Consider the following 21,884-nt stretch of genomic DNA (forward strand, 5'->3'; position numbering starts at 1 on the left):
TGTTGTGTGCCGTCTATGCTAGGTTGGCGGTAAAGCGCATTCCTGCCAAGCAAGTCATCGAATCAGACATGTTGATCAGCCATTTCGAACACGGCCCGGTGAGCGCCTACCCCCGGGATTATCTGGACGGCGCCCACCAGCCGCTCCACCTGCATCGCGAGGCGCAGTTGTTGTACGCGGTCAGCGGCATCATGCGCGTAGTCACGGAATCGGGTGCGTGGGTGATTCCGCCGAGTCGCGCGGTGTGGATTCCACCCGAGATAGCGCACGAGATTTTCATGAGCGGTGACGTGCAGATGCGCTCGCTGTTCATCGCACCTGAGCTGTCGCCCGCCAGCCTGCAACAGTGCTGCGTATTGGCGGTGACACCGTTGCTGCGCGAGCTGATTCTGCGTGCCGTGCAAGGGCCGCCGCACGCCGACAACCCGCTGATTCAGCAGTTGATGCTGGAAGAACTCGCCAGTCTGGAAAACCTGCCGCTGCACATTCCGATGCCCAGCGACCGGCGTCTGCAAAACATCTGTCTGGCACTGCTGCACACCCCCGATCATGCCAATACCCTGGAAGACTGGGCGCAGCAGGTCGGCGCCAGCTCACGGACGTTGGCACGGCTGTTTCAGCAACAGTTGCAGATGAGTTTCAACGCCTGGCGCCAGCAACTGCGCCTGATGGAAGCCCTGCCACGTCTGCTCGCCGGGGACAGCGTGCAGCGTGTGGCGCGGGATCTGGGTTACGGCAGCGCGCGGGCGTTCAGCGCGATGTTTCGCCGTTTACTTGGGGAAAATCCCCGTGATTACCTCAACAACCTGAGCAAGCTCAGCGAGCTTGTGTAAGACCCTGTGGGCGCGAGCCTGCTCGCGAAAGCGGTCTTTCAGCCACCAATAATGTCGACTGTCCCAACGCCTTCGCGAGCAGGCTCGCTCCCACAGGTTTAAGTCGCGGTTCTGGAATCAATGCATCTCGGTAAACGCGATTTTCACGCCGAGAGCAATCAGCACCGCGCCCATGGTGCGGTCAAACCAGTGGCCCATGCGGGCAAAACCGGCGCGTACACGTTGTTGGCTGAACAGCATCGCCACCAGGCAAAACCACACGGCCGTCGCGACCGCCAGATAAATCCCGTAACCGGCCTGCACCGACAGCGGCGTGTGCGGGTTGATCACCACGGTGAACAGCGACAGGAAGAACAGCGTGGCTTTCGGGTTGAGGCCATTGGTCACGAAGCCCGAAGTGAACGCGCCGCGAGCCGTGCGTACGCCGGCTTCTTTGTGCAGATCGTCGGTGACGGTTTTCGCTGGTTGCGCGCGCAAGGCCTTGAAGCCGATGTACAGCAGATAAGCCGCCGCCGCCCATTTCAACGCGTTGAACAGCACGATCGATTGCGACACGATCAGGCCGATGCCGAGCAACGAATAACCGACGTGGAGGAAAATCGCCGTACCGACACCGAGTGCCGTCCAGGTTCCGGCGCGACGCCCGTGGGTCACGCTTTCGCGCACCACCACGGCAAAGTCCGGGCCGGGGCTGGCGACGGCCAGCAGGTGGATCAGTGCAACGGTCAAGAACTCGGTCCAGTACATGGGGGCTCCTCTGGGGCAGCTTGGTCAATAAAGATCTGTAGGAAACGCAGTACTTGTGGCGAGGGGATTTATCCCCGTTCGGCTGCGCAGCAGTCGTAAACCCGGCGAACGCGATTGAGCAGATACACCGAGGTGAATGTTTTTAGGGCTGCTTCGCAACCCAACGGGGATAAATCCCCTCGCCACAGACATATGTATCCGCGGCGGGGTCTGAGTAACCAATTGTTTCATCTGGTAGGCTCGGCAGATTACGCCCAACGCTCAAAGCCTAAAAGGTACAGTTGATGACGAACACGCGCCGCGCCGTATTCCTTGATCACCCGTCGCTCGACCTTGGCGACCTCGACCTCAGCCCGTTGCGCGAGTGTTTCAGCGATCTGCAACTCTTCGCCCAGACCCTGCCCGAGCAAGTCAGCGAACGCCTGCAAGGCGCCACCGTGGCCATTTCCAACAAGATTTTGATCGACGCCGCCGCGATGGCCGCCAACCCCGATCTGAAACTGATCCTGATCACCGCCACCGGCACCAACAACGTCGACCTCGCCGCCGCCCGCGCTCACGGCATCACCGTGTGCAACTGTCAGGGTTACGGCACGCCGTCGGTGGCGCAACACACGATCATGCTGCTGCTCAACCTCGCCACGCGTCTGGCCGATTATCAGAAAGCCGTCGGCGAAGGTCGCTGGCAGCAGGCGAAACAGTTCTGCCTGCTCGACTATCCGATTGTTGAACTGGAAGGCAAAACCCTGGGTTTGCTCGGTCACGGCGAACTCGGTGGCGCGGTGGCGCGACTGGCCGAAGCCTTCGGCATGCGCGTTTTGCTCGGACAGATCCCCGGGCGCCCTGCCCGCCCGGATCGTCTGCCGCTGGAGGAACTGCTGCCGCAAATCGACGCCCTCACCCTGCACTGCCCGCTCAACGAGTACACCCGCCACTTCATCGGTGCCCGCGAACTGGCGTCGATAAAACCCGGCGCCTTCGTGATCAACACCGCGCGTGGCGGTTTGATCGATGAACAGGCGTTGGCCGATGCGCTGCGTAATGGTCACCTCGGCGGCGCGGCCACCGATGTCTTGAGCGTCGAGCCGCCGACTCAAGGCAATCCGCTGCTGGCCGCCGACATTCCACGTCTGATCGTCACGCCGCATAACGCTTGGGGCAGTGTTGAAGCGCGGCAGCGCATCGTCGGTCAATTGACCGAAAACGCTCAGGCGTTCTTCAGCGGTAAGGCGCTGCGGGTCGTCAGTTGATAAACTGCGGCACTTTTTTTTGAGGAGCAGTTATGGATCCGCGCAGTGAAGTACTGCTTCGTCAGCCCGAGTTGTTTCAAGGTTCGTTGTTGTTGGCCGGGTTGCCCGCCGACGATCTGCTCGGGCGCTTGTCCAACGCCTTCGGCTGGTGCTGGCATGCCGGCGATCAAGCGGCGCTGGACGCTCGCTTCGAAGGTCGCAGCCATTTCGGCGTGAATGTTCCGGAGCGTGAGTTTGATAGCGCTGTGGTGTTCTTGCCCAAGTCCAAGGATCTGACCGATTACATCCTCAACGCCGTGGCCTCGCGTCTGGCCGGTCGAGAAGTGTTTCTGGTCGGGGAAAAACGCAGCGGCATCGAAGGTGCGTCGAAACAGCTCAATCCGTTCGGCAAGCCGCGCAAACTCGACAGCGCGCGTCACTGCCAGCTCTGGCAAGTCACCGTGGCCAACGCGCCAGAAACGAAATCGCTGGAAAGCCTCGCGCAGACTTATGAATTGCCGCTGGCCGAAGGCCCGCTGAAAGTGATCAGCCTGCCGGGCGTGTTCAGCCACGGTCGTCTTGATCGCGGCAGCGCCCTGCTGCTGGAACATCTGGACAAATTGCCGAGCGGCCATCTGCTCGACTTCGGTTGTGGCGCGGGTGTGTTGGGCGCGGCGGTGAAGCGTCGCTATCCGCACAATCAGGTGACGCTGCTTGATGTCGACGCGTTTGCCGCTGCCAGCAGTCGTCTGACATTGGCCGCTAACGGTCTGGAGGCCGAGGTGCTGACAGGCGATGGCATCGATGCGGCACCGATGGGTTTGAGCGCAATTTTGAGCAATCCGCCGTTCCATGTCGGCGTGCACACTGATTACTTCGCCACCGAGAACTTGCTGCGAAAAGCGGCCAAACATCTGAAAAACGGTGGCGAACTGCGCTTGGTCGCGAACAGCTTCCTCAAGTATCAGCCGCTGATCGAAGAGCATCTGGGCGTGTGCGCGATCAAGGCCGAAGGCAATGGCTTCCGGATTTACCGGGCCAAGCGCGGCTAGAACTTCTTTCAAAAAAGAGGCTTGCTCAATCGGATTTGCCTAGGCAGAATCCGCTCCGTCCTAGGGGAGTAGTCTCCCACGAGCGCCAAGCTCGTCCGGCATACGTCAACATACTTGATCCTCAGATCATGGCGTATGCGACCCAAGCGTCCGCATCAGACGGATCGCAGGGTTTGACAAGACCTATGACACGCACACCTTACCCGGGGCGGGAAGGCTGTACGTGTCATAGCCGTGTCGACCCGCCCCTTAGGAAAATCCTGATGCTGGACTCGTTACTCGTTCCCACCGCAATCGTTGCCTTGGCCGAAATCGGCGACAAGACGCAACTGCTCGCGCTGATTCTCGCCGCTCGCTTCCGCAAACCCTGGCCGATCATTGCCGGTATTGTCGCCGCGACCCTGGCCAACCACGCAGCAGCCGGTGCGGTCGGCGCCTGGTTCGGCAGTTTCTTCTCGAATGCGACGCTGCACTGGATCCTCGCCGCGAGCTTCACGGCCACGGCGCTGTGGACGTTGGTGCCGGACAAAATGGACGACGATGAAAGCAGCACGGCACGCAAGTTCGGGCCGTTCCTGACCACGCTGATTGCGTTCTTCCTGGCTGAAATGGGTGACAAGACTCAGGTCGCGACGGTGATGCTCGCCGCGCAATACCCTGACTTGTGGCTGGTGATTATCGGAACGACGGCGGGCATGTTGATTGCCAACGTGCCGGTGGTATTGGCCGGTAACTTTGCCGCCGACAAATTGCCACTGACCCTGATCCGTCGCCTCGCGGCTTCGGCGTTCATGATTCTGGCAATTGTCGCGGTGTACAAAGCGATGCAGAGCAGTGGTTGGGTTTAACCCGATCTACTGAACTACCCAACACCTGTGGCGAGGGGATTTATCCCCGATGGGGCGCGAAGCGCCCCCAAACCTGCTGCCTCAGAGTGTCAGACATAACGCATTTGCAGGTTTTGGGGCTGCTTCGCAGCCCATCGGGGATAAATCCCCTCGCCACAACAGCCCTCCCAACCTGAAGAATCGTTGTGTCCTTCGACTCTTAGGATTTCGGGGCTTGTTCGTATAGCGGCATGACCTTCGGAATCGCTGCCTGCAACGAAGCAATCCGGCTAGCCGATGCCGGGTGAGTGCTCATGAACTCCGGTGGTGAACCTTCCGAGGCCTTGCTCATCTTGTCCCACAGGGTGATCGCGGCATTCGGGTTGTAACCGGCGCGGGCGGCCAGTTCCAGACCAATCAGGTCGGCTTCGTTTTCGTTGGCGCGGCTGTTCGGCAACGTCATGCCGTAGTTGGCCACGGTGTCGGCCAGCGCCAGGCTGTCCTGCCCCAGACCGAGCAACGCACCCGCGCCCTGCTTGGCCATTTCAATCCCGTACGCCTTGGACATCGCTTCACGACCGTGCTCGCGCAAGGCGTGGGCAATCTCATGGCCCATGACAGCAGCGATTTCATCGTCGGTGAGTTTCAGGCTGTCGATCAGTCCGGTGTAGAAAATGATCTTGCCGCCAGGACCACAGTTGGCGTTGAGCTCGTCACTCTTGATCAGATTGACTTCCCATTTCCATTGCGCCGCATCGGGGCGGAAGTTCGGCGCCTGAGCGATCAAACGGTCGGCGATCGCCTGAACGCGTTTGGCGTCGCTGCTGGTCTTGTCCAGCACACCTTTGGTGGACGCTTCGCCGACGGTCTTCTGATACGACTGGGCATACATCTGGTCGACCTCTTGCGAGGACAGCATGCTGAACATGTACTGCTTGCGCTCTACACCCACGGCGCCGCCGCTGGTGGTGTTGACCGACTGACAACCGGCCAGCAACAACGCTGCGCTCAGTGCACTTACAACCAATGTCTTGTTCATTCAAAAGCTCCCTGAAAACCTGCCGGGTATCCTAGGCGGGTAATTGTATCGACGCCAGATACAACGGACGTGTTGCAGTGACTTTCAGACATGTCCCACAGTTCAAAAGCCCCTCACCCTAACCCTCTCCCGGAGGGAGAGGGGACTGATTGGGGGATATTCAAGAAGTTCGCCGACCTGAACGATCTGCTTTGAATCCATAATCGACTCGATTTCTCAGGTCGATGTATGAAGCAAGACACCTCGATCAGTCCCCTCTCCCTCTGGGAGAGGGTTAGGGTGAGGGGCTCTTGATAGACCAGACAACTCAACCCGGCGTCAAACACTCCGGCCCATTGAGCTTCGGATCATTGATCAGATTCGCCAACACCCGCTCCCGCAACACCGCCGGCTCACTGGCCAGCAACGCCTGCAACACATGCAACGGCGTCTCGGGATCCAGCCACGCCGCCTGCCCTGCCTCATCCAGAATCAACGGCCGGCGCTGACTCGACGCCGACTGCGTAATCACCGCCGTACTCAACCAGATCTGTTCCTGCACCGGATACGCCTCCCAGATCGCCGCGAAAAACAGCGAGGCGCCCTCCCCCGGCGTCAGCCAGTACGGGCGTTTGCGCTGAGTGCCGCGCCATTCGTAAAAACCATTCGCCGGCAGCAGGCAGCGACGCTGACGCAGCGCCTCACGGAACATCGGCTGTTCGGCCACGGTTTCCGCGCGGGCATGCGCCGGTGTTTTCGACAGGTCGGTCAGCCACGGCGGCGTCAGCCCCCAGCGGGCGCGGGCCAGCGTGCGTTCGCCGGCGTCACCGGCACGCAGCATCAACACCGAATCGTTGGGGGAAATGTTCCACTGCGCCTGTTGATCGGCGGGAAAACCTGGCAGGGCCGCGAAATCGCGGTTCCAGCGAAACAGGGCATAACGTCCACACATGGGGCAACAAGACTCTAAATAAAACGATCGTCAGCCTAACAGACCAGCGTCCCGGGGAAGCTCTCCGGTTCGTCGCCGGGCAGCGGCAGCGCGGCATTGTACGCGGTGATCAGCTCGCGGGCGTATTCGGCCTGGTCGTTGTCGACCGACAGCCCGAGCAAGCCGAAGATCGGCAATTCACCGGTGCCGCCGAGCAAATCGCGGCCAATCAAGTGCGCCTCAATGCCCTCGCTGGCGAGCATGCCTTTGAGCATTTCGCCTTCCATCAGGTTTTCCGGCTCGTAGATCCGCTGCATGGGCGCGCCTCACTCGTTTTCGCTGAAGACTTCCAGAAACCAATCCTCTCCGTGTACCTGCAAGACGAACGTGATCGGCCGGCAACACACCTGACAGTCCTCAATGTAGGTCTGATCACCGCCGGACAGATCCACCGTCGTTTCAACTTGCTCACCACAATACGGACATTCGTACAGTGCGCTCTCCAGCATCGCGGTCTCCCAAGTGACTTGTGCGTATAATCGCCGGTCTATTTGCAGGGCTATTTTTGTCTGGCTGACTTTTCAGACCGTGCCCCGTTGGTTTTCGATCAAAACCTTTACTTACCCTAGCCGTTTCTAACAAGAGAGCATGATGGGCGAATTCGATGCCATCCGACCTTACGACGACAGCGAAGTACCTGTGGTACTGGCAAGACTGCTCGGCGACAAGGCGTTTCTAGATATCCTCACCCACTTCCGCTTCCCGCGTTTTGCCGGTGCTTTCGGCTGGATGCTCAAACCACTTATAGCCCATCGGCTGCGTCGTGAGTTCGCCGACGTGACTTCGGTGGCGACGTTGCAGGACAAGGTCGAGTCCTACGTCGACCACACCATCGAGCGCGCCACCGACGGCGTGACCTACACCGGTGTCGAGCAATTCAAGTCCGGCAGCGCCTATCTGTTCATCGCCAACCACCGCGACATCGTGATGGATCCGGCCTTCGTCAACTACGCCGTGTACCACGCTGGCCTGCCGACGCCGCGCATCGCCATCGGTGACAACCTGCTGCAAAAGCCGTTTGTCAGCGACCTGATGCGCTTGAACAAGAGCTTTATCGTTCACCGGTCGATCACCGGCCGTCGCGAGAAAATGGCTGCGTATCAGCTGTTGTCGGCGTACATCAATCACTCGATCCGCAACGATTGCGCGTCGATCTGGATCGCGCAGGCTGAAGGTCGGGCGAAGGATGGCGATGATCGCACCGAGTCGGCGATCCTCAAGATGTTCCACATGAGCCGCAAGGACGAGCCGTTCGGCGAAGTCATTCGCTCACTGAACGTCACCCCGGTGTCGATCAGTTACGAATACGACCCGTGCGACCAGGCCAAGGCCCGCGAGCTGTACATCCGCGCCACCTCCGGCACCTACGCGAAAGCGCCGGGCGAGGACGACGTGAGCATTGCCAAGGGCATCACCGGCTACAAGGGCCGCGTGCACGTGAACTTTGCTGCGCCGATCACCGAGCTGTTCGAAGACACCAAGCAATTGGCGGTCGAGATGGACAAGCAGATTCTCGGCGGCTACCGGTTATTCCCGGTGCATTACTTGGCGTACGCGCAGTGGGCTGATGCGGATCCGCAGTTGAATGTGCCGAAGGCTGCCGAGGTGTTTGCGGCGGATGAACTGGCCAAGGCGCAGGAAGAATGGCAGAGCCGGCTGGATGCGTGCCCTGCAGAGCATCGTCCGTATCTGGTGCTGCAATATGCGACGCCAGTGCGTAACCAATACCGCGTTAAGGCCGGGTTGCCGCTTTAAATTTTCAGAGCAAGATCAAAAGATCGCAGCCTTCGGCAGCTCCTACAGTGGATTCATGTAGGAGTTGCCGAAGGCTGCGATCTTTTGCTTTTAGTAACGCGTGCTGATCCACGAGACGATCAGTGCCAGCCCCAGGCAAGCAAAACCAAATCGATAGAAAAACCGGTTCATGCGCAAGGTTGCCCAATCAAGAATGGGCTCGGCGTTCGGCTGCGCGTTGCGCTGGGCGGCGATGCTGGCCATCGCGCGCTGTTCGCGGCGGCGGGTTGCGTGCAGCAGCCAACTGCCGGGGAACGCTAACAGCAGCGCCAGCAGGTTGATCAATTTGGCGGGATGGGCGGTAAACAGCGTCATCAAGTGCAGCGACATCACAGACCTCTATCTAAACCGGTGTGGCAGGCGCCAGACCGACGACCGCGGCGCGGATTCTAACCAAACCTTGGCCCCCTGCCCCAGCCTTTACGACAAATAACGTAACAATCGACCGATGGCTGTCCTGTGTCACGGCATCGTCATGTGGATAAACCAAGATGCGCGCCTCGAAACCGACAGGGAACGCGTCATGTTGCACGCCGAAAACCAGGATCGCCTCTACCTCATCACCCCGACCGACGAACAGCAAAGCCTCGTTGGCAGCCTTGCCTTCAATGTTCAGGATCGCCACTGGCTGGTGTATTGCGCGCTGGGCGGGCATCAGCATGCGGATTTGCCGGAGACGGATTTGTTGACGGGGGTTAGCGTGCTCGACTTTTACTCGCAGGCTGCCTGAATAAAACTCCCCGTGTAGGAGCTGCCGAAGGCTGCGATCTTTTGATCTTAAAACCAACATCAAAAGATCGCAGCCTTCGGCAGCTCCTACAGGGAATCGATCTGAATGAAAAAGCCCGGGGTCATCACTGGCCCCGGGCTTTTTCACATCCGCTGAAAGCTTACTCAGCGAGCACCTGACCCACGGTCGGATCCTTGAACAGACGCGTCAGCGCATCGCTCAACACGTCGCTGACCAGTTTGGTGTTGGTTTCCTGGTTCGGCGCCATGCCGAAACGCTGATCCAGCGACGCGCCGTAACGGCCGCTGTAACGGCGGTTGGCGTTCTGCACGTCGGAGCGGAAGGTCGCGCCGATGGTGGCTTCCGTCACGTACATGCCTTCTTTCGGCGACTGGTATTTCAGCTCGGCCAGGGTCACGGTCAACTGAGGCGCGTTCGGTGCATTGTTGGTCGGGGTGAAACCGAGCAGACGCACGGCGGCTTCAGCCTGAGCTTGCAGCTTCGGCAGGATCTGCTCGCGCTGCACGGTGATGGCGCTGGTTTCCGGGTACAGGCCGCCACGGGTGCCGAGGGTTGGCGACGGACGCCCGTCAACCACACGCACGACAACGGGTTGACCACGGCCGACCGCAGGCAACTGCGTGGTCAGCTTCGGCTCCGGATTCAGTTGTTGCGGGCTGTGGGCGCAGCCGGCCAGGGTCAAACCGGCCACAGTGATCAAACCGAACAACAGGCGTTGCAACATGCTCTTCTCTCCAGAATCAGGCACAAACAGGCCGGCAGTATAGCGGTGGGCCACTGCGGGTCACCAGCGTCACACGGTGAATACTGAAATGTCTGACACAGCCGTGGCAGGCCGGTTCCTGTCACGCCGCTGTCATCTGCCGTACATGTTGACGTCACGCCCTGCTGGCAACCTTCAAACAAGTCCTCCAGCAAGGTAATCGGCCATGCGTTATTTGATCTCGTTGTTTGCGCCACGCCCGTTGCACCGCAGCTTTGCCCTGCTCGACCGCAACGGCCATTGTCAGGCATTCAAGCAGTGCAGCCTGCAACCGATGGGTGACGGTTGGGTGGAAATCGAAGAAATTCGTCTCAACTGGTTGCACCACCCATTGCCCGCCAGCGCCCGCGTCATAGCGCCGCAGCCTCGTGCACGCGCTCAGGCGATGTTGAGCATCTGACCGGATGCCTAATAAAAGTCATTAAACACGACCAACTCCCCGCATTTCTTCGATACAATCTCCCCCCGATTATAAGGACGTCTCCTGATCGGGCCCCGCAACAGCGTCAATGCGCATCGCATCGACATCAAAATCGCCCACAGAGAGCCGCCCACACAGATCGAGTGAAGTTGGCGCGCTTGCCTGTTCTTCCGGCAAAAACCCCGCTTTTCGCGAATCTGCAGAGCTGTCATGACGCTCGGCCGCCGCGTTGTTTTTGCCCTCGGGCAAGGTGCCAAGCCAAGACAGCCCTTTTTTGAGGTTCACGTCTTCAAAAGAGCGTGAAAAAAACGGGTTTTCACAACTTCACAAGAGTGTGGCGAGCAAATGAATAGTTTTGCGTCTGAACATGCACCATTAGCGTCTGGAACAGCCCAACGACACAGGACCGGGTATACCTCGAATATCGGAGCCTGAAGCCTGTCCGCTACGGATTTGGTTGCACAAAAACGGATGTCTCGACCATAAGTCGAATTGCCAGCTGCGTGCTGAAATGAGTTCATGGAGCTCTTGAAAGCCAGGCCACATGCATCCGTCGAAGTTGCGAAAAATTGCGAAGATTCGGACATGGCGAACCTGACCACGGATAGCCTGGACACAATTGATCTGTCCCGGAACGCCTGGCAGCCATGCCGACAATTTGGTGCTGCAGATTTTGGAGACGCGTTAAATGGCGCATAACGAAGCAGTCGACGTAGTATTGGTTGGGGCCGGCATCATGAGTGCCACCCTCGCCGTATTGCTCAAAGAGCTCGACCCCGCGATCAAGCTGGAAGTCGTCGAGCTGATGGATTCCGGTGCTGCGGAGAGTTCCAACCCGTGGAACAACGCCGGTACCGGTCACGCTGGTCTTTGCGAGCTGAATTACACGCCGCAGGCCGCCGATGGCACCGTCGACATCAAGAAAGCCGTGCACATCAACACCCAGTTCGAGGTGTCGAAGCAGTTCTGGTCGTACCTGACCAAGAAAGGCACCTTCGGCTCGTGCAAATCGTTCATCAGCCCGGTACCGCACCTGAGCTTCGTGCAGGGTGATTCCGGCATGTCGTTCCTCAAAGAACGCTTTGACGTGCTGCACAAGCACCACGCCTTCGCCGACATGGAATACACCGAAGACAAGGCCAAAATGGCCGAGTGGATGCCGCTGATGATGCCGGGCCGCTCGCCGGACGAAGTCCTCGCTGCCACCCGCGTGATGAACGGCACCGACGTCAACTTCGGCGCGCTGACCAATCAGTTGCTCAAGCACCTGACCAGCGCTCCCGACACTCAGGTCAAATACTGCAAGCGCGTGACCGGTCTCAAGCGTAACGGCAGCGGCTGGACCGTCAGCATCAAAGACGTCAACAACGGCAACACCCGTGAAGTCGATGCCAAATTCGTCTTCCTCGGTGCAGGTGGCGCGGCGTTGCCGTTGCTGCAGGCTTCGGGCATCGAAGAAAGCAAAGGCTTCGGCGGCTTCCCGATCAGCGGCCAGTGGCTGCGTTGCGATAATCCGGAAGTGGTCAAACAGCATCAGGCCAAGGTTTACAGCCAGGCCGCTGTGGGTTCGCCACCGATGTCGGTGCCGCACCTGGACACCCGCGTGGTCGACGGCAAGAAATCCCTGCTGTTCGGGCCATACGCCGGTTTCACCACCAAGTTCCTCAAGCACGGCTCCTTCATGGACCTGCCGCTGTCAGTACGCGCCGGCAACATCGGGCCGATGCTGGCCGTGGCGAAAAACAACATGGATCTGACCAAGTACCTGGTCAGCGAAGTGATGCAATCGATGGAGCAGCGTCTGGATTCCCTGCGCCGTTTCTACCCGCAAGCGAAAGCCGAAGACTGGCGTCTGGAAGTGGCTGGCCAACGGGTGCAGATTATCAAGAAAGACCCGAAAAAGGGCGGCATCCTGCAATTCGGTACCGAACTGGTGTCGGCCAAGGACGGTTCGCTGGCCGCGCTGCTCGGCGCTTCGCCAGGCGCTTCGGTGACCGTTTCGATCATGCTGGAACTGATCGAGAAGTGCTTCCCGAATCAGGCCAAGGGTGAGTGGGCGGCGAAACTGGCCGAGATCTTCCCGGCCCGTGAAAAGGTGCTGGAAACCGATGCTGCGCTGTATCGCAAGATCAACACGCAGAACAACATCGCGCTGGAACTGGTTGAAGAAAGCAGCGAGACACCAAGCTACGCTTGATCTTGCGGCATAAAAAACGCCCCGATCGGGGCGTTTTTTTATGGCCTTGAAAAGCAAAAGATCGCAGCCTTCGGCAGCTCCTACACAGTCACCATAAATCCCATGTAGGAGCTGCCGCAGGCTGCGATCTTTTGACCTTAACCGCGGGACTTTTCGATCAGTTCGATGTAGTCCGGGGCATTACGCTGATCGGCGATCAGCTCAACAAAGGTCTTGCCCTGCTCGTCCTTGCCATCAACGTCATAACCGGCCTCAACGAAGAAACCCAGGAAGCGTTCGAAGTCGTCGATACGCAAGCCACGGTAGGCCTTGATCAGTTTGTGCAGCGACGGCGAAGTGGCGTCGACCGGTTCAAAATCGAGGAACAGCTTGATCTGCTCATCGCCGATCTCGTCACCAATCACTTGTTTCTTATCTTTACGCATTGCCGACTCCAGCTCGCAGACATTACACGGGGCGGGCAGTTTACCCCTGCCCTGCCGCCGGGCTCAACGCGAACGCGTGCTGCCGGTGTGCAAATCGGCCCAGATATGGCCGTTGGCGTAACTGAGGAACTGCACATACACGGTGTCATTGCGCAGCAGATCGATGATCACGCGGTATTGGGCCTGTGGATAAAACAACGTCAGGGTTTTGCTTTTGTCGTCGTAGATCGGCTTTTTCAGGCTTTTGCTTTCGCCGTCAAAATTGACCAGCACCTGCGTGATCGTCGCACCCTTGTTCAGGGATTTGCCCTTGAGGCGGATCAGCAGCGGAGACGTGACCGGAATCGGTTGCTGATTGGATTGACGTTGCGCGCCCACCACCACGGAATAGTCGATGACCTGCATGAGTTGCTGTTGCTCGGGCTCGGCATCGCGCACGGTCAGATCGTCCGGCGGCAGGAATTGACTGTGCATCGGCGCGGCGGACAGAGGCAGGCTGAATATCAGGAAAAGCGCGGCGAGGCTGCGGATCAAGAGGCTCATGACAGGCTCCGGAGGGCGGGGCCGAGCACTCTAGCATGGGATTAAAAGCAAAAGATCGCAGCGTTCCGCAGCTCCTACATTGAACCTGTAGGAGCTGCCGAAGGCTGCGATCTTTTGATCTTGCTTACATGCCTTTAACGGCAAAAATCCCGTTGGCGTTGCGCCAGTAACCTTTGTAGTCCATGCCGTAACCGAAGATGTAGCGGTCGATGCACGGCAGGCCGACGAAATCGGCTTTCAGGTCAGGACGTGCTTTGCGGTCGTGATCCTTGTCGATTAGGACCGCGGTGTGCACTTTGCGCGCGCCGGCGTGTTTGCAGAAGTCGATGATCGCGCCGAGGGTGTGTCCTTCGTCGAGGATGTCGTCGATGATCAGCACGTCGCGGTCGATGAACGAGACTTCCGGCTTGGCTTTCCAGAACAGGTCGCCGCCGCTGGTTTCGTTGCGATAACGGGTTGCGTGCAGGTAGGAGGCTTCAAGCGGGAAGTGCAGATGCGTCAGCAATTTGCCGGAAAAGATCAGGCCGCCGTTCATCACGCAGAACACCACAGGGTTGCTGTCAGCCAGTTGTTCGTTGATTTGTGCACCGACACGGGCGATGGCCGCCTCGACTTCAGACTCGGTGTACAGGCAGTCAGCCTCTCGCATGACTTGACGGATATGCTCGAGATCAGCGGACATGGCGCTCTCCAGGGGGTTCGATTTCGGAAAAGCGGGCAAAGGTACGCATCCCGCGAGGTCGAATCAAGCATTTGTGGACTAACGTACTGTATGTCCTATAGGACATCACCCTCGGATAGATTAACCTAGGCCGGTTTTTTTGCCCGCCGCCGGAGTTTTTCCATGCCCATCCTCGAGATCCGCCATCCGCTGATCCGTCATAAACTCGGCCTGATGCGCCGCGCCGATATCAGCACCAAGAACTTCCGTGAGCTTGCTCAGGAAGTCGGCGCCCTGTTGACCTATGAAGCTACAAAAGATTTGCCGCTGGAGTCCTACGATATTGCAGGCTGGTGCGGCACCGTGTCGGTCGAGAAGATCGCCGGCAAGAAGATCACCGTCGTGCCGATCCTGCGCGCCGGCATCGGCATGCTTGAAGGCGTGTTGAGCCTGATCCCGGGTGCCAAGGTTTCCGCCGTGGGTGTAGCCCGCAACGAAGAAACCCTGCAAGCGCACACCTATCTGGAAAAACTGGTTCCGGAAATCGACGAACGGTTGGCGATGATCATCGACCCGATGCTCGCCACTGGCAGCTCGATGGTTGCGACCATCGACCTGTTGAAAAAGGCCGGCTGCAAAGACATCCGCGCGATGGTGCTGGTTGCTGCGCCGGAAGGCATTGCTGCCGTCGAGAAGGCTCACCCGGACGTGACCATCTACACCGCGTCCATCGATGAGCGTTTGAACGAACACGGTTACATCATCCCTGGGCTTGGCGACGCCGGTGACAAGATCTTCGGCACCAAGCAGAAGGACGCGTAACCATGCAGCAAGAGTTCAACGATCCGCTCTGGCGCACGGTGCTGTCCGGCGCCCAGATGCTGTTCGTGGCTTTCGGCGCTTTGGTGCTGATGCCGCTGATCACGGGCCTCGACCCGAACGTGGCACTGTTTACCGCGGGTTTAGGGACGATCCTGTTCCAGATCGTCACCGGGCGTCAGGTGCCGGTGTTCCTGGCGTCGAGCTTCGCTTTCATCACTCCGATCATTCTCGCCAAGGGCCAGTTCGGCCTCGCCGCGACCATGGGCGGCGTGATGGCAGCCGGTTTCGTCTACACCTTCCTGGGCCTGGCCGTGAAGATCAAAGGCACCGGCTTCATTGACCGTTTGCTGCCGCCGGTAGTGATTGGCCCGGTGATCATCTCCATCGGCCTGGCCATGGCGCCGATTGCCGCGAACATGGCAATGGGCAAGGCTGGCGACGGTTCCGAACTGATCCACTACCAGACCGCGATGCTGATCTCGATGCCAGCGCTGCTGACCACGTTGATCGTGGCGGTGTTCGGTAAAGGCATCTTCCGCCTGGTGCCGATCATTTCCGGTGTGCTGGTCGGTTTTGCCATGTCGTTCTATTTCGGCGTGGTCGACACCGCGAAGATTGCCGCTGCGCCATGGTTTGCGATTCCGCACTTCACCGCGCCGGAGTTCAACTGGCAGGCGATTCTGTTCATCGTTCCGGTGGCCTTGGCCCCGGCCATCGAACACATCGGCGGCGTGATTGCTGTGGGTAGCGTGACCGGTCGCGACTATCTGAAGAAGCCGGGCCTGCATCGCACCTTGCTAGGTGACGGCATTGCCACCACCGCCGCCGGTCTGTTTGGCGGTCCGCCGAATACCACCTACGCCGAAGTGACTGGCGCGGTGATGCTGACCAAGAACTACAACCCGAAAATCATGACCTGGGCGGCGGTTTTCGCCATCACCCTGGCGTTCATCGGCAAGTTCGGCGCGCTGCTGCAAAGCATTCCGGTGCCGGTGATGGGCGGGATTCTGTGCCTGTTGTTCGGTTCGATCGCGGCGGTGGGCATGAACACCCTGATCCGTCACAAGATCGATTTGGGCGAAGCACGCAATCTGGTGATTGTCTCGGTGACGTTGGTGTTCGGGATTGGCGGTGTGCTGGTCGGTACTGGCACTGGCCCGGACGACTTCGGCCTCAAAGGCATCGCGCTGTGCGCGGTGGTGGCGATTGCGCTGAACCTGATCCTGCCGGGCAATGACGGCTGGAAGAACAAGAAGGCGGATGAGCCGCTGATCTAAACTTTTAGATCTTCACCGCCTGACAGTCAGCCTTCGCGGGCAAGCCTTGCTCCTACATCGGTCTCTGTAGGAGCAAGGCTTGCCCGCGAAGCTTTTAAAGGGCCAACGGTGCTCTTTCACAGAGGGTCGCCAACGCCTTCGCCCATTGCGGGTCGTCGTTCAGGCACGGCACAAGAATCAACTCCTCGCCTCCCGCTTCGCGGAACTGTTCCTTGCCGCGATCGCCAATCTCTTCCAGCGTTTCGATGCAGTCGGCGACAAACGCCGGGCACATCACCAGCAACTTCTTCACGCCGCTTTTACCCAATTCATCCAGCCGCGCTTCGGTGTACGGCTCGATCCACTTTGCCTTGCCCAACCGCGACTGAAACGACACCGACCACTTGCCGTCCGCCAATCCCATGCGCTCGGCAAACAGCGCGGCGGTGCGCAGGCATTGCGCGCGATAACAGGTGGCCAATACCGCCGGCGAAGCGTTCTTGCAGCAGTCTTCGTTCTTGAAACAATGACTGCCCGTCGGGTCGAGCTTGGTCAGGTGCCGCTCCGGCAAGCCATGAAAGCTCAGCAGCAAGTGATCGTAATCCTGCAGCAGATGCGGCTTGGCACTTTCAACCAGCGCGTCGAGGTATTCCGGTTGATCGTAGAACGGTTGCAGCACCGACAATTGCACATTCAACTTCTTCTCACGAATCACCCGTTTGGCTTCTTCGATCACGGTGGTCGTGGTGCTGTCGGCGAACTGCGGATACAGCGGCGCCAGCGTGATGCGTTTGTGCCCCGCCGCGACCAGTTTCAGCAAGCAGGTTGCAATCGACGGCTCGCCGTAGCGCATCGCCAGTTCGACCGGCCCTTGCGTCCACTGCGCCTTCATCTGCTGTTGCAGACGTTGGCTGAGCACCACCAGTGGCGAGCCCTCCTCCCACCAGATCGACGCGTAGGCATGGGCTGACTGCTCCGGGCGTTTGATCAGGATCAGCGACACCAGCAAACGCCGCAGCGGCCATGGCAGGTCGATCACGTACGGATCCATCAAAAACTGATTGAGGTAACTGCGCACATCGGCCACCGAAGTGGAGGCCGGGGAGCCCAGGTTGACCAGAAGCAAGGCGTGATCGGTCATGCAACGTCCTATTTCAGAGGCGGCTGGAGAGATCATCCAAAGCCGCGCGTAATTCCGTGAACTGGAAAGTGAAACCCGCTTCCAGCAAGCGTGCCGGCGTAGCCTTTTGGCCGCCGAGCAACAACAAAGACATCTCGCCGAGACCGACCTTCAGTGCCAGGGTCGGCATCGGCATAAACGCCGGGCGGTGCAATTCGCTGCCCAGGGTTTTGGCAAATTCGCGATTGCGCACAGGTTGCGGCGCGCACGCATTATAAGGACCACTGGCCTGCTCGCGGTGCAGAAGAAAATCAATCAGCGCGATTTGATCATCGATATGAATCCACGGCATCCATTGCCGACCGTTGCCCAAAGGCCCGCCCAGCCCAAGCTTGAACGGAAACAGCAGCCGCGACAAAAAGCCGCCCTCGGCCGACAGCACCAGACCGGTTCGCACCAGCACCACGCGAATACCCAGCGCTTCGGCACGTTGCGCGGTTTCTTCCCAAGCGATGCACAGCTGACTGGCGAAATCGTCGATCACCGGCGGCGATTCTTCCGTCAGCTCACGTTCGCCGCCATCGCCGTACCAGCCGATCGCCGAGCCGGAAATCAACAGCGCCGGTTTCTGCGCGCGAGTTTCGAGCCACGCCAGCAAGGTTTCCGTCAGCGTGATGCGACTGCTCCACAGCAACGCCTTGCGCCGATGCGTCCACGGCCGATCGGCAATCGGCGCGCCAGCGAGGTTGATGATCGCGTCTAACGGCTCATCACCCACGTCTTCGAGACGAGCGATGCCGCGCACCTGTGCGCCGCAAATCTTCGCGACTTTTTCCGGCGTGCGGCTCCATACCGTCAGACGATGACCCTGCGCGGACCAGTGTCGGCAGAGTTGTCGGCCGATCAAACCAGTACCGCCGGTCAGCAATATGTGCATGACATCTTCCTCGCGTGGCGTTTAACCCGGATCACTAGTCTATTTTTAAAAGCAGGGATCTTTTCTATCGGGCAGGCTCTATTGTTTAACCATAGGCCAAGCTGTCAGAACGAGAACGCTAGAAGTTATACCAGAAAACAAAATTGTACAGGTTTCAATCACGGCGTAGTCTGTACAGAAAGGTAAACGAGGCCCCTATGACTGTACCTATCGCAATCATCGGCACCGGCATCGCCGGGCTCTCCGCCGCCCAGGCTCTGACAGAGACCGGGCATACCGTGCAACTGTTCGATAAAAGCCGCGGCAGTGGCGGGCGCATGTCGAGCAAACGCAGCGACGCCGGTTCGCTGGACATGGGCGCGCAATATTTCACCGCCCGCGACCGGCGCTTCGTCACCGAAGTACAACGTTGGCAAAGCCAGGGCTGGGTCGCCGAGTGGACGCCGCAGCTCTACACCTATCAGGGCGGGCAACTGAACCTGTCGCCGGACGAGCAGACACGCTGGGTCGGCGCGCCGCGCATGAGCGCCATCACCCGTGGTTTGCTCGACGGTCTGGAAGTGCACTTCGCCTGCCGCATCACCGAAGTTTTTCGCGGTGAAGAGCACTGGCATTTGCAGGACGCCGAAGGCTTCACCCACGGCCCCTTCAGCCACGTGGTGATCGCCACGCCGGCGCCGCAAGCCACGGCATTATTGGCCGCAGCACCGAAGCTCGCCGGCGCCGCTGCCGGGGTGAAGATGGATCCGACGTGGGCCGTTGCCCTCGCCTTTGACACGCCTTTGGATACGCCAATCGAAGGCTGCTTCGTGCAGGACAGCCCGCTCGACTGGCTGGCGCGCAACCGCAGTAAACCCGGGCGCGACAACACCCTCGACACGTGGGTGCTGCACGCGACCAGCGCATGGAGTCGGCAACACATCGACTTGTCCAAGGAAGCGGTGATCGAGCATCTGCACGGTGCATTCGCTGAATTGCTGCACAGCGCGATGCCGGCGCCGAGCTTCAGCCTCGCCCATCGCTGGCTCTATGCACGCCCGGCAACCGGGCATGAATGGGGCACGCTGGCCGACGCCGATCTGGGCTTGTATGCCTGCGGCGACTGGTGCCTGTCGGGGCGTGTGGAGGGTGCATGGCTGAGTGGTCAGGAGGCTGCACGCCGCTTGCACGAACACCTGCAATGAACCGCATCAACCCGCGCAAGTTGCTGCTGTCGAAATGGACAGCAGCCCACCCGCAGAATCGCGAAAAGCATTTTCTGGTGACCGAATTGTTCCGCGATGAGGAAGGCACGGTGCTGGAAGTTGAATTGCAGGCCGTGCTGACCAAACGCGCCGAACGCCTCGATTGGCAGACGCTCCAAAACAGCACTGACTGGAAAATCGGTTGGCTCATGTAGGAGCTGCCGAAGGCTGCGATCTGTTGATCTTGCTTTTAAAAACAACATCAAAAGATCGCAGCCTTCGGCAGCTCCTACAGAAAGTTATACAAACAATTTGACTTGTACACCTTTGAATCTATGCTAACGCAATGTTGTACAGAGATTGCACTCTGTACAGGTTTAGATTCGAGGTGCCTATGCTTGCCCTGCCCGCCGCCAAACCGAAGATCGCCATCAGTGCCTGCCTGTTGGGTGCCGAGGTGCGCTACAACGGTGGCCACAAGGAATCGCGCCTGTGCAGCCGCACCCTCACTGAATATTTCGAATTCGCCCCGGTTTGCCCGGAAGTCGCTATCGGCCTCGGCATTCCCCGCGAGCCAATCCGCCTCGTCGGTGATCCTGAACATCCGCAAGCCATCGGCACAGTCAATCCGGCGATCAACGTCACCCAGCCACTGGCCGAATACGGCGAGAAAATGGCCGCTGAACTTGATGACATCTGCGGCTACATCTTTATGCAGCAATCGCCGTCCTGCGGGCTGGAGCGGGTCAAGGTCTATCACGCCAACGGCGCTCCGGTGAATGGCGGCGGGCGTGGCATTTACGCCCAAGCCTTCTGCGCGCAACACCCGGATTTGCCCGTGGAAGAAGCCGGGCGTCTCAACGACCCGGTGCTGCGGGAAAACTTCATCACCCGCGTGTTTGCCTACAGCGCCTGGCAGCAGGTACTCGCCGATGGCCTGAGCCGCCGCGCCCTCACCGAATTTCACTCGCGCTACAAATACTTGCTGATGGCCCACAACCCGCTGCAATACAAAGCGTTGGGCAAACTGCTGGGCAACATGGCGCACACCGATCCCGCCGAACTCGGCCCGCGCTACTTCAGCGAACTGATGGCCGCGCTGAAAAAATGCGCCACGCGCGGCACGCACTGCAACGTGCTGCTGCACATCAGCGGTTATCTGAAACAAGTAATCAGCGCCGAAGACAAACAGGAAATGGTGCACGTCATCGACCAATACCGCCTCGGCATCGTGCCGCTGGTGGTGCCGTTGACGCTGCTCAAGCATCACTTTCGCCAACACCCCGATCCGTACATCGCGCAACAGGTTTACCTGCAACCGCACCCGGAAAACCTCAGCCTGCGAAACGCCATCTGATGAACGACAAACTCGACTCCAGCGCCCGGGAAGACCTCGGCGCCGATTTCAAGAAAGCCCTTGATGAAGGCTGGTTGCCGATCCGCGAAGTCGCGCGGCAAACCGGCGTCAACGCGATCACCTTGCGCGCGTGGGAACGTCGCTACGGGCTGATCGTGCCGCAACGCACACCCAAGGGCCATCGGCTGTATTCGGCTGAACATGTGCAACGAATTCTGGCGATCCTGACCTGGCTCAACCGTGGCGTTGCAGTCAGCCAGGTCAAGCCGCTGCTCGACACCCCGCAAGCCTTCAGCGAACCGGTGGAAAACGATTGGCAACGCCTGCGTCAAACGTTGCTCGCCGCCGTCACCCAGCTCAACGAGCGCAACCTCGACGACAGCGTCAACCAAGCGATGGCGCTGTACCCGCCGCGCACCTTGTGTGAGCAGTTGTTGATGCCGCTGCTGGCCGAACTCGAACAACGCTGGCAGGGCCAATTCGGTGCGCAGATGGAGCGCACGTTCTTTTTTTCCTGGCTACGCAGCAAATTCGGTGCGCGCATCTACCATAACAATCGTCAGTTACACGCCGCGCCCCTGCTGTTGATCAACCACTCCGACCTGCCACTGGAACCTCATCTGTGGCTATGCGCGTGGCTGATCAGCAGCGCCGATTGCCCGGTGCAAGTGTTTGACTGGCCGTTACCGGCCGGCGAACTGGCGCTGGCCGTTGAACACCTGCAAGCCCGTGGCGTGCTGCTCTATTCAAGCAAGGCCATGAACCTTGCCCACCTGCCCAAGCTACTGAACGGAGTCAGTTGCCCAAAAATGATTGTCGGACCAACGGTATGCATCCACCACGCCGAGTTGTCCGTAAGAACTTCCGAGATCGCTGATGTGTACCTGGCTGAAGATGCGCTGTCAGCGCACCAGGTACTCGTTCAGCGTGGACTGATTTAATGATGGGTTTAATGT

Annotated in this window: 27 protein-coding genes and 1 riboswitch; of the genes, 14 read left to right on the forward strand and 13 right to left on the reverse strand. The window is 59.3% G+C overall.

Translation table 11 applies throughout. The annotated features are described in order from the left end of the window. The first annotated feature begins 68 nt into the window (after positions 1–68). On the forward strand, positions 69–833 hold the full coding sequence (locus tag ACIOMO_RS24740; protein WP_401244136.1) for an AraC family transcriptional regulator: 765 nt from the start codon (positions 69–71) through the stop codon (positions 831–833). A gap of 117 nt (positions 834–950) precedes the next feature. Here the strand turns inward: ACIOMO_RS24740 and ACIOMO_RS24745 are convergent, their stop codons facing one another. Further along, positions 951–1,580 carry a LysE family translocator gene (locus tag ACIOMO_RS24745; RefSeq protein WP_053123690.1) on the reverse strand — a complete coding sequence of 210 codons (630 nt, stop codon included), beginning with the start codon at positions 1,578–1,580 and terminating at the stop codon, positions 951–953. A 284-nt stretch (positions 1,581–1,864) separates the two neighbouring features. On the opposite strand from ACIOMO_RS24745, the gene ACIOMO_RS24750 reads away from it, so the two are divergent. The 3 genes from ACIOMO_RS24750 to ACIOMO_RS24760 all read left to right on the forward strand — a co-directional run bounded on the left by ACIOMO_RS24750 (position 1,865) and on the right by ACIOMO_RS24760 (position 4,709). Further along, complete coding sequence (locus ACIOMO_RS24750; protein ID WP_401244098.1) at positions 1,865–2,830, forward strand: 2-hydroxyacid dehydrogenase; 966 nt, start codon at positions 1,865–1,867, stop codon at positions 2,828–2,830. A 32-nt stretch (positions 2,831–2,862) separates the two neighbouring features. Next, a complete protein-coding gene (locus ACIOMO_RS24755; protein ID WP_401244100.1) occupies positions 2,863–3,861 on the forward strand; it encodes a methyltransferase in 999 nt (332 codons plus the stop codon). Positions 3,862–3,912: 51 nt separating this feature from the next. Beyond that, a riboswitch (yybP-ykoY riboswitch) is annotated at positions 3,913–4,035 on the forward strand. A gap of 89 nt (positions 4,036–4,124) precedes the next feature. Then, entirely contained in the window at positions 4,125–4,709 is a 585-nt protein-coding gene (locus ACIOMO_RS24760; RefSeq protein ID WP_053123696.1) for a TMEM165/GDT1 family protein, read from the forward strand. A 199-nt stretch (positions 4,710–4,908) separates the two neighbouring features. Here the strand turns inward: ACIOMO_RS24760 and ACIOMO_RS24765 are convergent, their stop codons facing one another. From ACIOMO_RS24765 to ACIOMO_RS24780, 4 genes are all read right to left on the reverse strand, one after another. Further along, a complete protein-coding gene (locus tag ACIOMO_RS24765) occupies positions 4,909–5,727 on the reverse strand; it encodes a M48 family metallopeptidase (RefSeq protein WP_053123698.1) in 819 nt (272 codons plus the stop codon). 307 nt (positions 5,728–6,034) lie between these two features. After that, positions 6,035–6,658, reverse strand: a complete 624-nt coding sequence (locus ACIOMO_RS24770; RefSeq protein ID WP_400755004.1) for an SOS response-associated peptidase — start codon at positions 6,656–6,658, stop codon at positions 6,035–6,037. A gap of 35 nt (positions 6,659–6,693) precedes the next feature. Beyond that, positions 6,694–6,954 (reverse strand): putative signal transducing protein, encoded by a 261-nt coding sequence (locus tag ACIOMO_RS24775; RefSeq protein ID WP_007912819.1) that lies wholly within the window; start codon positions 6,952–6,954, stop codon positions 6,694–6,696. 9 nt (positions 6,955–6,963) lie between these two features. Continuing rightward, positions 6,964–7,146: a CPXCG motif-containing cysteine-rich protein gene (locus tag ACIOMO_RS24780; RefSeq protein ID WP_053123703.1), complete on the reverse strand. Its 183-nt coding sequence runs from the start codon at positions 7,144–7,146 to the stop codon at positions 6,964–6,966. A gap of 142 nt (positions 7,147–7,288) precedes the next feature. On the opposite strand from ACIOMO_RS24780, the gene ACIOMO_RS24785 reads away from it, so the two are divergent. After that, the gene (locus ACIOMO_RS24785; protein ID WP_212548762.1) at positions 7,289–8,452 is read left to right on the forward strand and encodes a 1-acyl-sn-glycerol-3-phosphate acyltransferase; all 1,164 of its coding nucleotides are present in this window, start codon (positions 7,289–7,291) and stop codon (positions 8,450–8,452) included. 90 nt (positions 8,453–8,542) lie between these two features. On the opposite strand, the gene ACIOMO_RS24790 is transcribed toward ACIOMO_RS24785, so the two are convergent. After that, complete coding sequence (locus ACIOMO_RS24790; RefSeq protein WP_053123707.1) at positions 8,543–8,821, reverse strand: hypothetical protein; 279 nt, start codon at positions 8,819–8,821, stop codon at positions 8,543–8,545. Positions 8,822–9,014: 193 nt separating this feature from the next. Between ACIOMO_RS24790 and ACIOMO_RS24795 the strand changes: the two genes are divergently transcribed. Further along, entirely contained in the window at positions 9,015–9,221 is a 207-nt protein-coding gene (locus tag ACIOMO_RS24795; protein WP_027612213.1) for a hypothetical protein, read from the forward strand. Positions 9,222–9,381: 160 nt separating this feature from the next. Here ACIOMO_RS24795 and ACIOMO_RS24800 read toward each other — a convergent pair whose 3' ends face one another. Next, a complete protein-coding gene (locus ACIOMO_RS24800) occupies positions 9,382–9,966 on the reverse strand; it encodes a YajG family lipoprotein (protein WP_008086137.1) in 585 nt (194 codons plus the stop codon). Positions 9,967–10,171: 205 nt separating this feature from the next. On the opposite strand from ACIOMO_RS24800, the gene ACIOMO_RS24805 reads away from it, so the two are divergent. Continuing rightward, complete coding sequence (locus tag ACIOMO_RS24805) at positions 10,172–10,405, forward strand: hypothetical protein (RefSeq protein WP_053123709.1); 234 nt, start codon at positions 10,172–10,174, stop codon at positions 10,403–10,405. A gap of 69 nt (positions 10,406–10,474) precedes the next feature. On the opposite strand, the gene ACIOMO_RS24810 is transcribed toward ACIOMO_RS24805, so the two are convergent. Beyond that, positions 10,475–10,711, reverse strand: a complete 237-nt coding sequence (locus ACIOMO_RS24810) for a hypothetical protein (RefSeq protein ID WP_156316182.1) — start codon at positions 10,709–10,711, stop codon at positions 10,475–10,477. Positions 10,712–11,114: 403 nt separating this feature from the next. Between ACIOMO_RS24810 and mqo the strand changes: the two genes are divergently transcribed. Further along, a complete protein-coding gene (mqo, locus tag ACIOMO_RS24815) occupies positions 11,115–12,623 on the forward strand; it encodes a malate dehydrogenase (quinone) (protein WP_401244104.1) in 1,509 nt (502 codons plus the stop codon). A 137-nt stretch (positions 12,624–12,760) separates the two neighbouring features. Here the strand turns inward: mqo and ACIOMO_RS24820 are convergent, their stop codons facing one another. The 3 genes from ACIOMO_RS24820 to ACIOMO_RS24830 all read right to left on the reverse strand — a co-directional run bounded on the left by ACIOMO_RS24820 (position 12,761) and on the right by ACIOMO_RS24830 (position 14,273). Continuing rightward, positions 12,761–13,048, reverse strand: a complete 288-nt coding sequence (locus tag ACIOMO_RS24820; RefSeq protein ID WP_053123715.1) for a PA4642 family protein — start codon at positions 13,046–13,048, stop codon at positions 12,761–12,763. 63 nt (positions 13,049–13,111) lie between these two features. Further along, entirely contained in the window at positions 13,112–13,591 is a 480-nt protein-coding gene (locus tag ACIOMO_RS24825; RefSeq protein WP_212545523.1) for a hypothetical protein, read from the reverse strand. A gap of 124 nt (positions 13,592–13,715) precedes the next feature. After that, complete coding sequence (locus ACIOMO_RS24830; protein WP_401244107.1) at positions 13,716–14,273, reverse strand: hypoxanthine-guanine phosphoribosyltransferase; 558 nt, start codon at positions 14,271–14,273, stop codon at positions 13,716–13,718. 162 nt (positions 14,274–14,435) lie between these two features. On the opposite strand from ACIOMO_RS24830, the gene upp reads away from it, so the two are divergent. Further along, on the forward strand, positions 14,436–15,074 hold the full coding sequence (gene upp, locus ACIOMO_RS24835) for a uracil phosphoribosyltransferase (protein ID WP_007912842.1): 639 nt from the start codon (positions 14,436–14,438) through the stop codon (positions 15,072–15,074). Between the two features lie 2 nt (positions 15,075–15,076). Beyond that, positions 15,077–16,351: a uracil-xanthine permease family protein gene (locus ACIOMO_RS24840; RefSeq protein ID WP_008086144.1), complete on the forward strand. Its 1,275-nt coding sequence runs from the start codon at positions 15,077–15,079 to the stop codon at positions 16,349–16,351. 94 nt (positions 16,352–16,445) lie between these two features. Here the strand turns inward: ACIOMO_RS24840 and hemH are convergent, their stop codons facing one another. After that, positions 16,446–17,471: a ferrochelatase gene (gene hemH, locus ACIOMO_RS24845; protein ID WP_401244110.1), complete on the reverse strand. Its 1,026-nt coding sequence runs from the start codon at positions 17,469–17,471 to the stop codon at positions 16,446–16,448. 13 nt (positions 17,472–17,484) lie between these two features. Beyond that, complete coding sequence (locus ACIOMO_RS24850; RefSeq protein WP_401244112.1) at positions 17,485–18,387, reverse strand: TIGR01777 family oxidoreductase; 903 nt, start codon at positions 18,385–18,387, stop codon at positions 17,485–17,487. Between the two features lie 197 nt (positions 18,388–18,584). Here ACIOMO_RS24850 and ACIOMO_RS24855 point away from each other — a divergent pair, with 197 nt between their 5' ends. From ACIOMO_RS24855 to ACIOMO_RS24870, 4 genes are all read left to right on the forward strand, one after another. Further along, complete coding sequence (locus tag ACIOMO_RS24855; protein ID WP_053123729.1) at positions 18,585–19,571, forward strand: NAD(P)/FAD-dependent oxidoreductase; 987 nt, start codon at positions 18,585–18,587, stop codon at positions 19,569–19,571. Then, positions 19,568–19,786, forward strand: a complete 219-nt coding sequence (locus tag ACIOMO_RS24860) for a TIGR02450 family Trp-rich protein (protein WP_053123731.1) — start codon at positions 19,568–19,570, stop codon at positions 19,784–19,786. Before ACIOMO_RS24855 ends, ACIOMO_RS24860 begins: the two co-directional genes overlap by 4 nt. A 179-nt stretch (positions 19,787–19,965) precedes the next feature. Then, positions 19,966–20,928 carry a DUF523 and DUF1722 domain-containing protein gene (locus ACIOMO_RS24865; protein ID WP_053123733.1) on the forward strand — a complete coding sequence of 321 codons (963 nt, stop codon included), beginning with the start codon at positions 19,966–19,968 and terminating at the stop codon, positions 20,926–20,928. Then, a complete protein-coding gene (locus ACIOMO_RS24870) occupies positions 20,928–21,869 on the forward strand; it encodes a MerR family transcriptional regulator (protein WP_401244115.1) in 942 nt (313 codons plus the stop codon). Before ACIOMO_RS24865 ends, ACIOMO_RS24870 begins: the two co-directional genes overlap by 1 nt. The last annotated feature ends 15 nt before the right edge of the window (positions 21,870–21,884 follow it).

This window comes from Pseudomonas sp. NPDC087804 (assembly GCF_044742965.1).
Lineage (GTDB): Bacteria > Pseudomonadota > Gammaproteobacteria > Pseudomonadales > Pseudomonadaceae > Aquipseudomonas > Aquipseudomonas rustica.

Bases quoted from the DNA above. Each gene is read 5' to 3' on its own strand.
- ACIOMO_RS24805 (WP_053123709.1), top strand. From the start codon at position 10,172: ATGCGTTATTTGATCTCGTTGTTTGCGCCACGCCCGTTGCACCGCAGC.
- ACIOMO_RS24740 (WP_401244136.1), top strand. From the start codon at position 69: ATGTTGATCAGCCATTTCGAACACGGCCCGGTGAGCGCCTACCCCCGG.
- mqo (WP_401244104.1), top strand. From the start codon at position 11,115: ATGGCGCATAACGAAGCAGTCGACGTAGTATTGGTTGGGGCCGGCATC.
- ACIOMO_RS24750 (WP_401244098.1), top strand. From the start codon at position 1,865: ATGACGAACACGCGCCGCGCCGTATTCCTTGATCACCCGTCGCTCGAC.
- ACIOMO_RS24855 (WP_053123729.1), top strand. From the start codon at position 18,585: ATGACTGTACCTATCGCAATCATCGGCACCGGCATCGCCGGGCTCTCC.
- ACIOMO_RS24765 (WP_053123698.1), bottom strand. From the start codon at position 5,727: ATGAACAAGACATTGGTTGTAAGTGCACTGAGCGCAGCGTTGTTGCTG.
- ACIOMO_RS24775 (WP_007912819.1), bottom strand. From the start codon at position 6,954: ATGCAGCGGATCTACGAGCCGGAAAACCTGATGGAAGGCGAAATGCTC.
- ACIOMO_RS24755 (WP_401244100.1), top strand. From the start codon at position 2,863: ATGGATCCGCGCAGTGAAGTACTGCTTCGTCAGCCCGAGTTGTTTCAA.
- ACIOMO_RS24825 (WP_212545523.1), bottom strand. From the start codon at position 13,591: ATGAGCCTCTTGATCCGCAGCCTCGCCGCGCTTTTCCTGATATTCAGC.
- hemH (WP_401244110.1), bottom strand. From the start codon at position 17,471: ATGACCGATCACGCCTTGCTTCTGGTCAACCTGGGCTCCCCGGCCTCC.
- upp (WP_007912842.1), top strand. From the start codon at position 14,436: ATGCCCATCCTCGAGATCCGCCATCCGCTGATCCGTCATAAACTCGGC.
- ACIOMO_RS24745 (WP_053123690.1), bottom strand. From the start codon at position 1,580: ATGTACTGGACCGAGTTCTTGACCGTTGCACTGATCCACCTGCTGGCC.
- ACIOMO_RS24785 (WP_212548762.1), top strand. From the start codon at position 7,289: ATGGGCGAATTCGATGCCATCCGACCTTACGACGACAGCGAAGTACCT.
- ACIOMO_RS24865 (WP_053123733.1), top strand. From the start codon at position 19,966: ATGCTTGCCCTGCCCGCCGCCAAACCGAAGATCGCCATCAGTGCCTGC.
- ACIOMO_RS24795 (WP_027612213.1), top strand. From the start codon at position 9,015: ATGTTGCACGCCGAAAACCAGGATCGCCTCTACCTCATCACCCCGACC.
- ACIOMO_RS24780 (WP_053123703.1), bottom strand. From the start codon at position 7,146: ATGCTGGAGAGCGCACTGTACGAATGTCCGTATTGTGGTGAGCAAGTT.
- ACIOMO_RS24870 (WP_401244115.1), top strand. From the start codon at position 20,928: ATGAACGACAAACTCGACTCCAGCGCCCGGGAAGACCTCGGCGCCGAT.
- ACIOMO_RS24800 (WP_008086137.1), bottom strand. From the start codon at position 9,966: ATGTTGCAACGCCTGTTGTTCGGTTTGATCACTGTGGCCGGTTTGACC.
- ACIOMO_RS24840 (WP_008086144.1), top strand. From the start codon at position 15,077: ATGCAGCAAGAGTTCAACGATCCGCTCTGGCGCACGGTGCTGTCCGGC.
- ACIOMO_RS24860 (WP_053123731.1), top strand. From the start codon at position 19,568: ATGAACCGCATCAACCCGCGCAAGTTGCTGCTGTCGAAATGGACAGCA.
- ACIOMO_RS24850 (WP_401244112.1), bottom strand. From the start codon at position 18,387: ATGCACATATTGCTGACCGGCGGTACTGGTTTGATCGGCCGACAACTC.
- ACIOMO_RS24830 (WP_401244107.1), bottom strand. From the start codon at position 14,273: ATGTCCGCTGATCTCGAGCATATCCGTCAAGTCATGCGAGAGGCTGAC.
- ACIOMO_RS24790 (WP_053123707.1), bottom strand. From the start codon at position 8,821: ATGTCGCTGCACTTGATGACGCTGTTTACCGCCCATCCCGCCAAATTG.
- ACIOMO_RS24760 (WP_053123696.1), top strand. From the start codon at position 4,125: ATGCTGGACTCGTTACTCGTTCCCACCGCAATCGTTGCCTTGGCCGAA.
- ACIOMO_RS24770 (WP_400755004.1), bottom strand. From the start codon at position 6,658: ATGTGTGGACGTTATGCCCTGTTTCGCTGGAACCGCGATTTCGCGGCC.
- ACIOMO_RS24820 (WP_053123715.1), bottom strand. From the start codon at position 13,048: ATGCGTAAAGATAAGAAACAAGTGATTGGTGACGAGATCGGCGATGAG.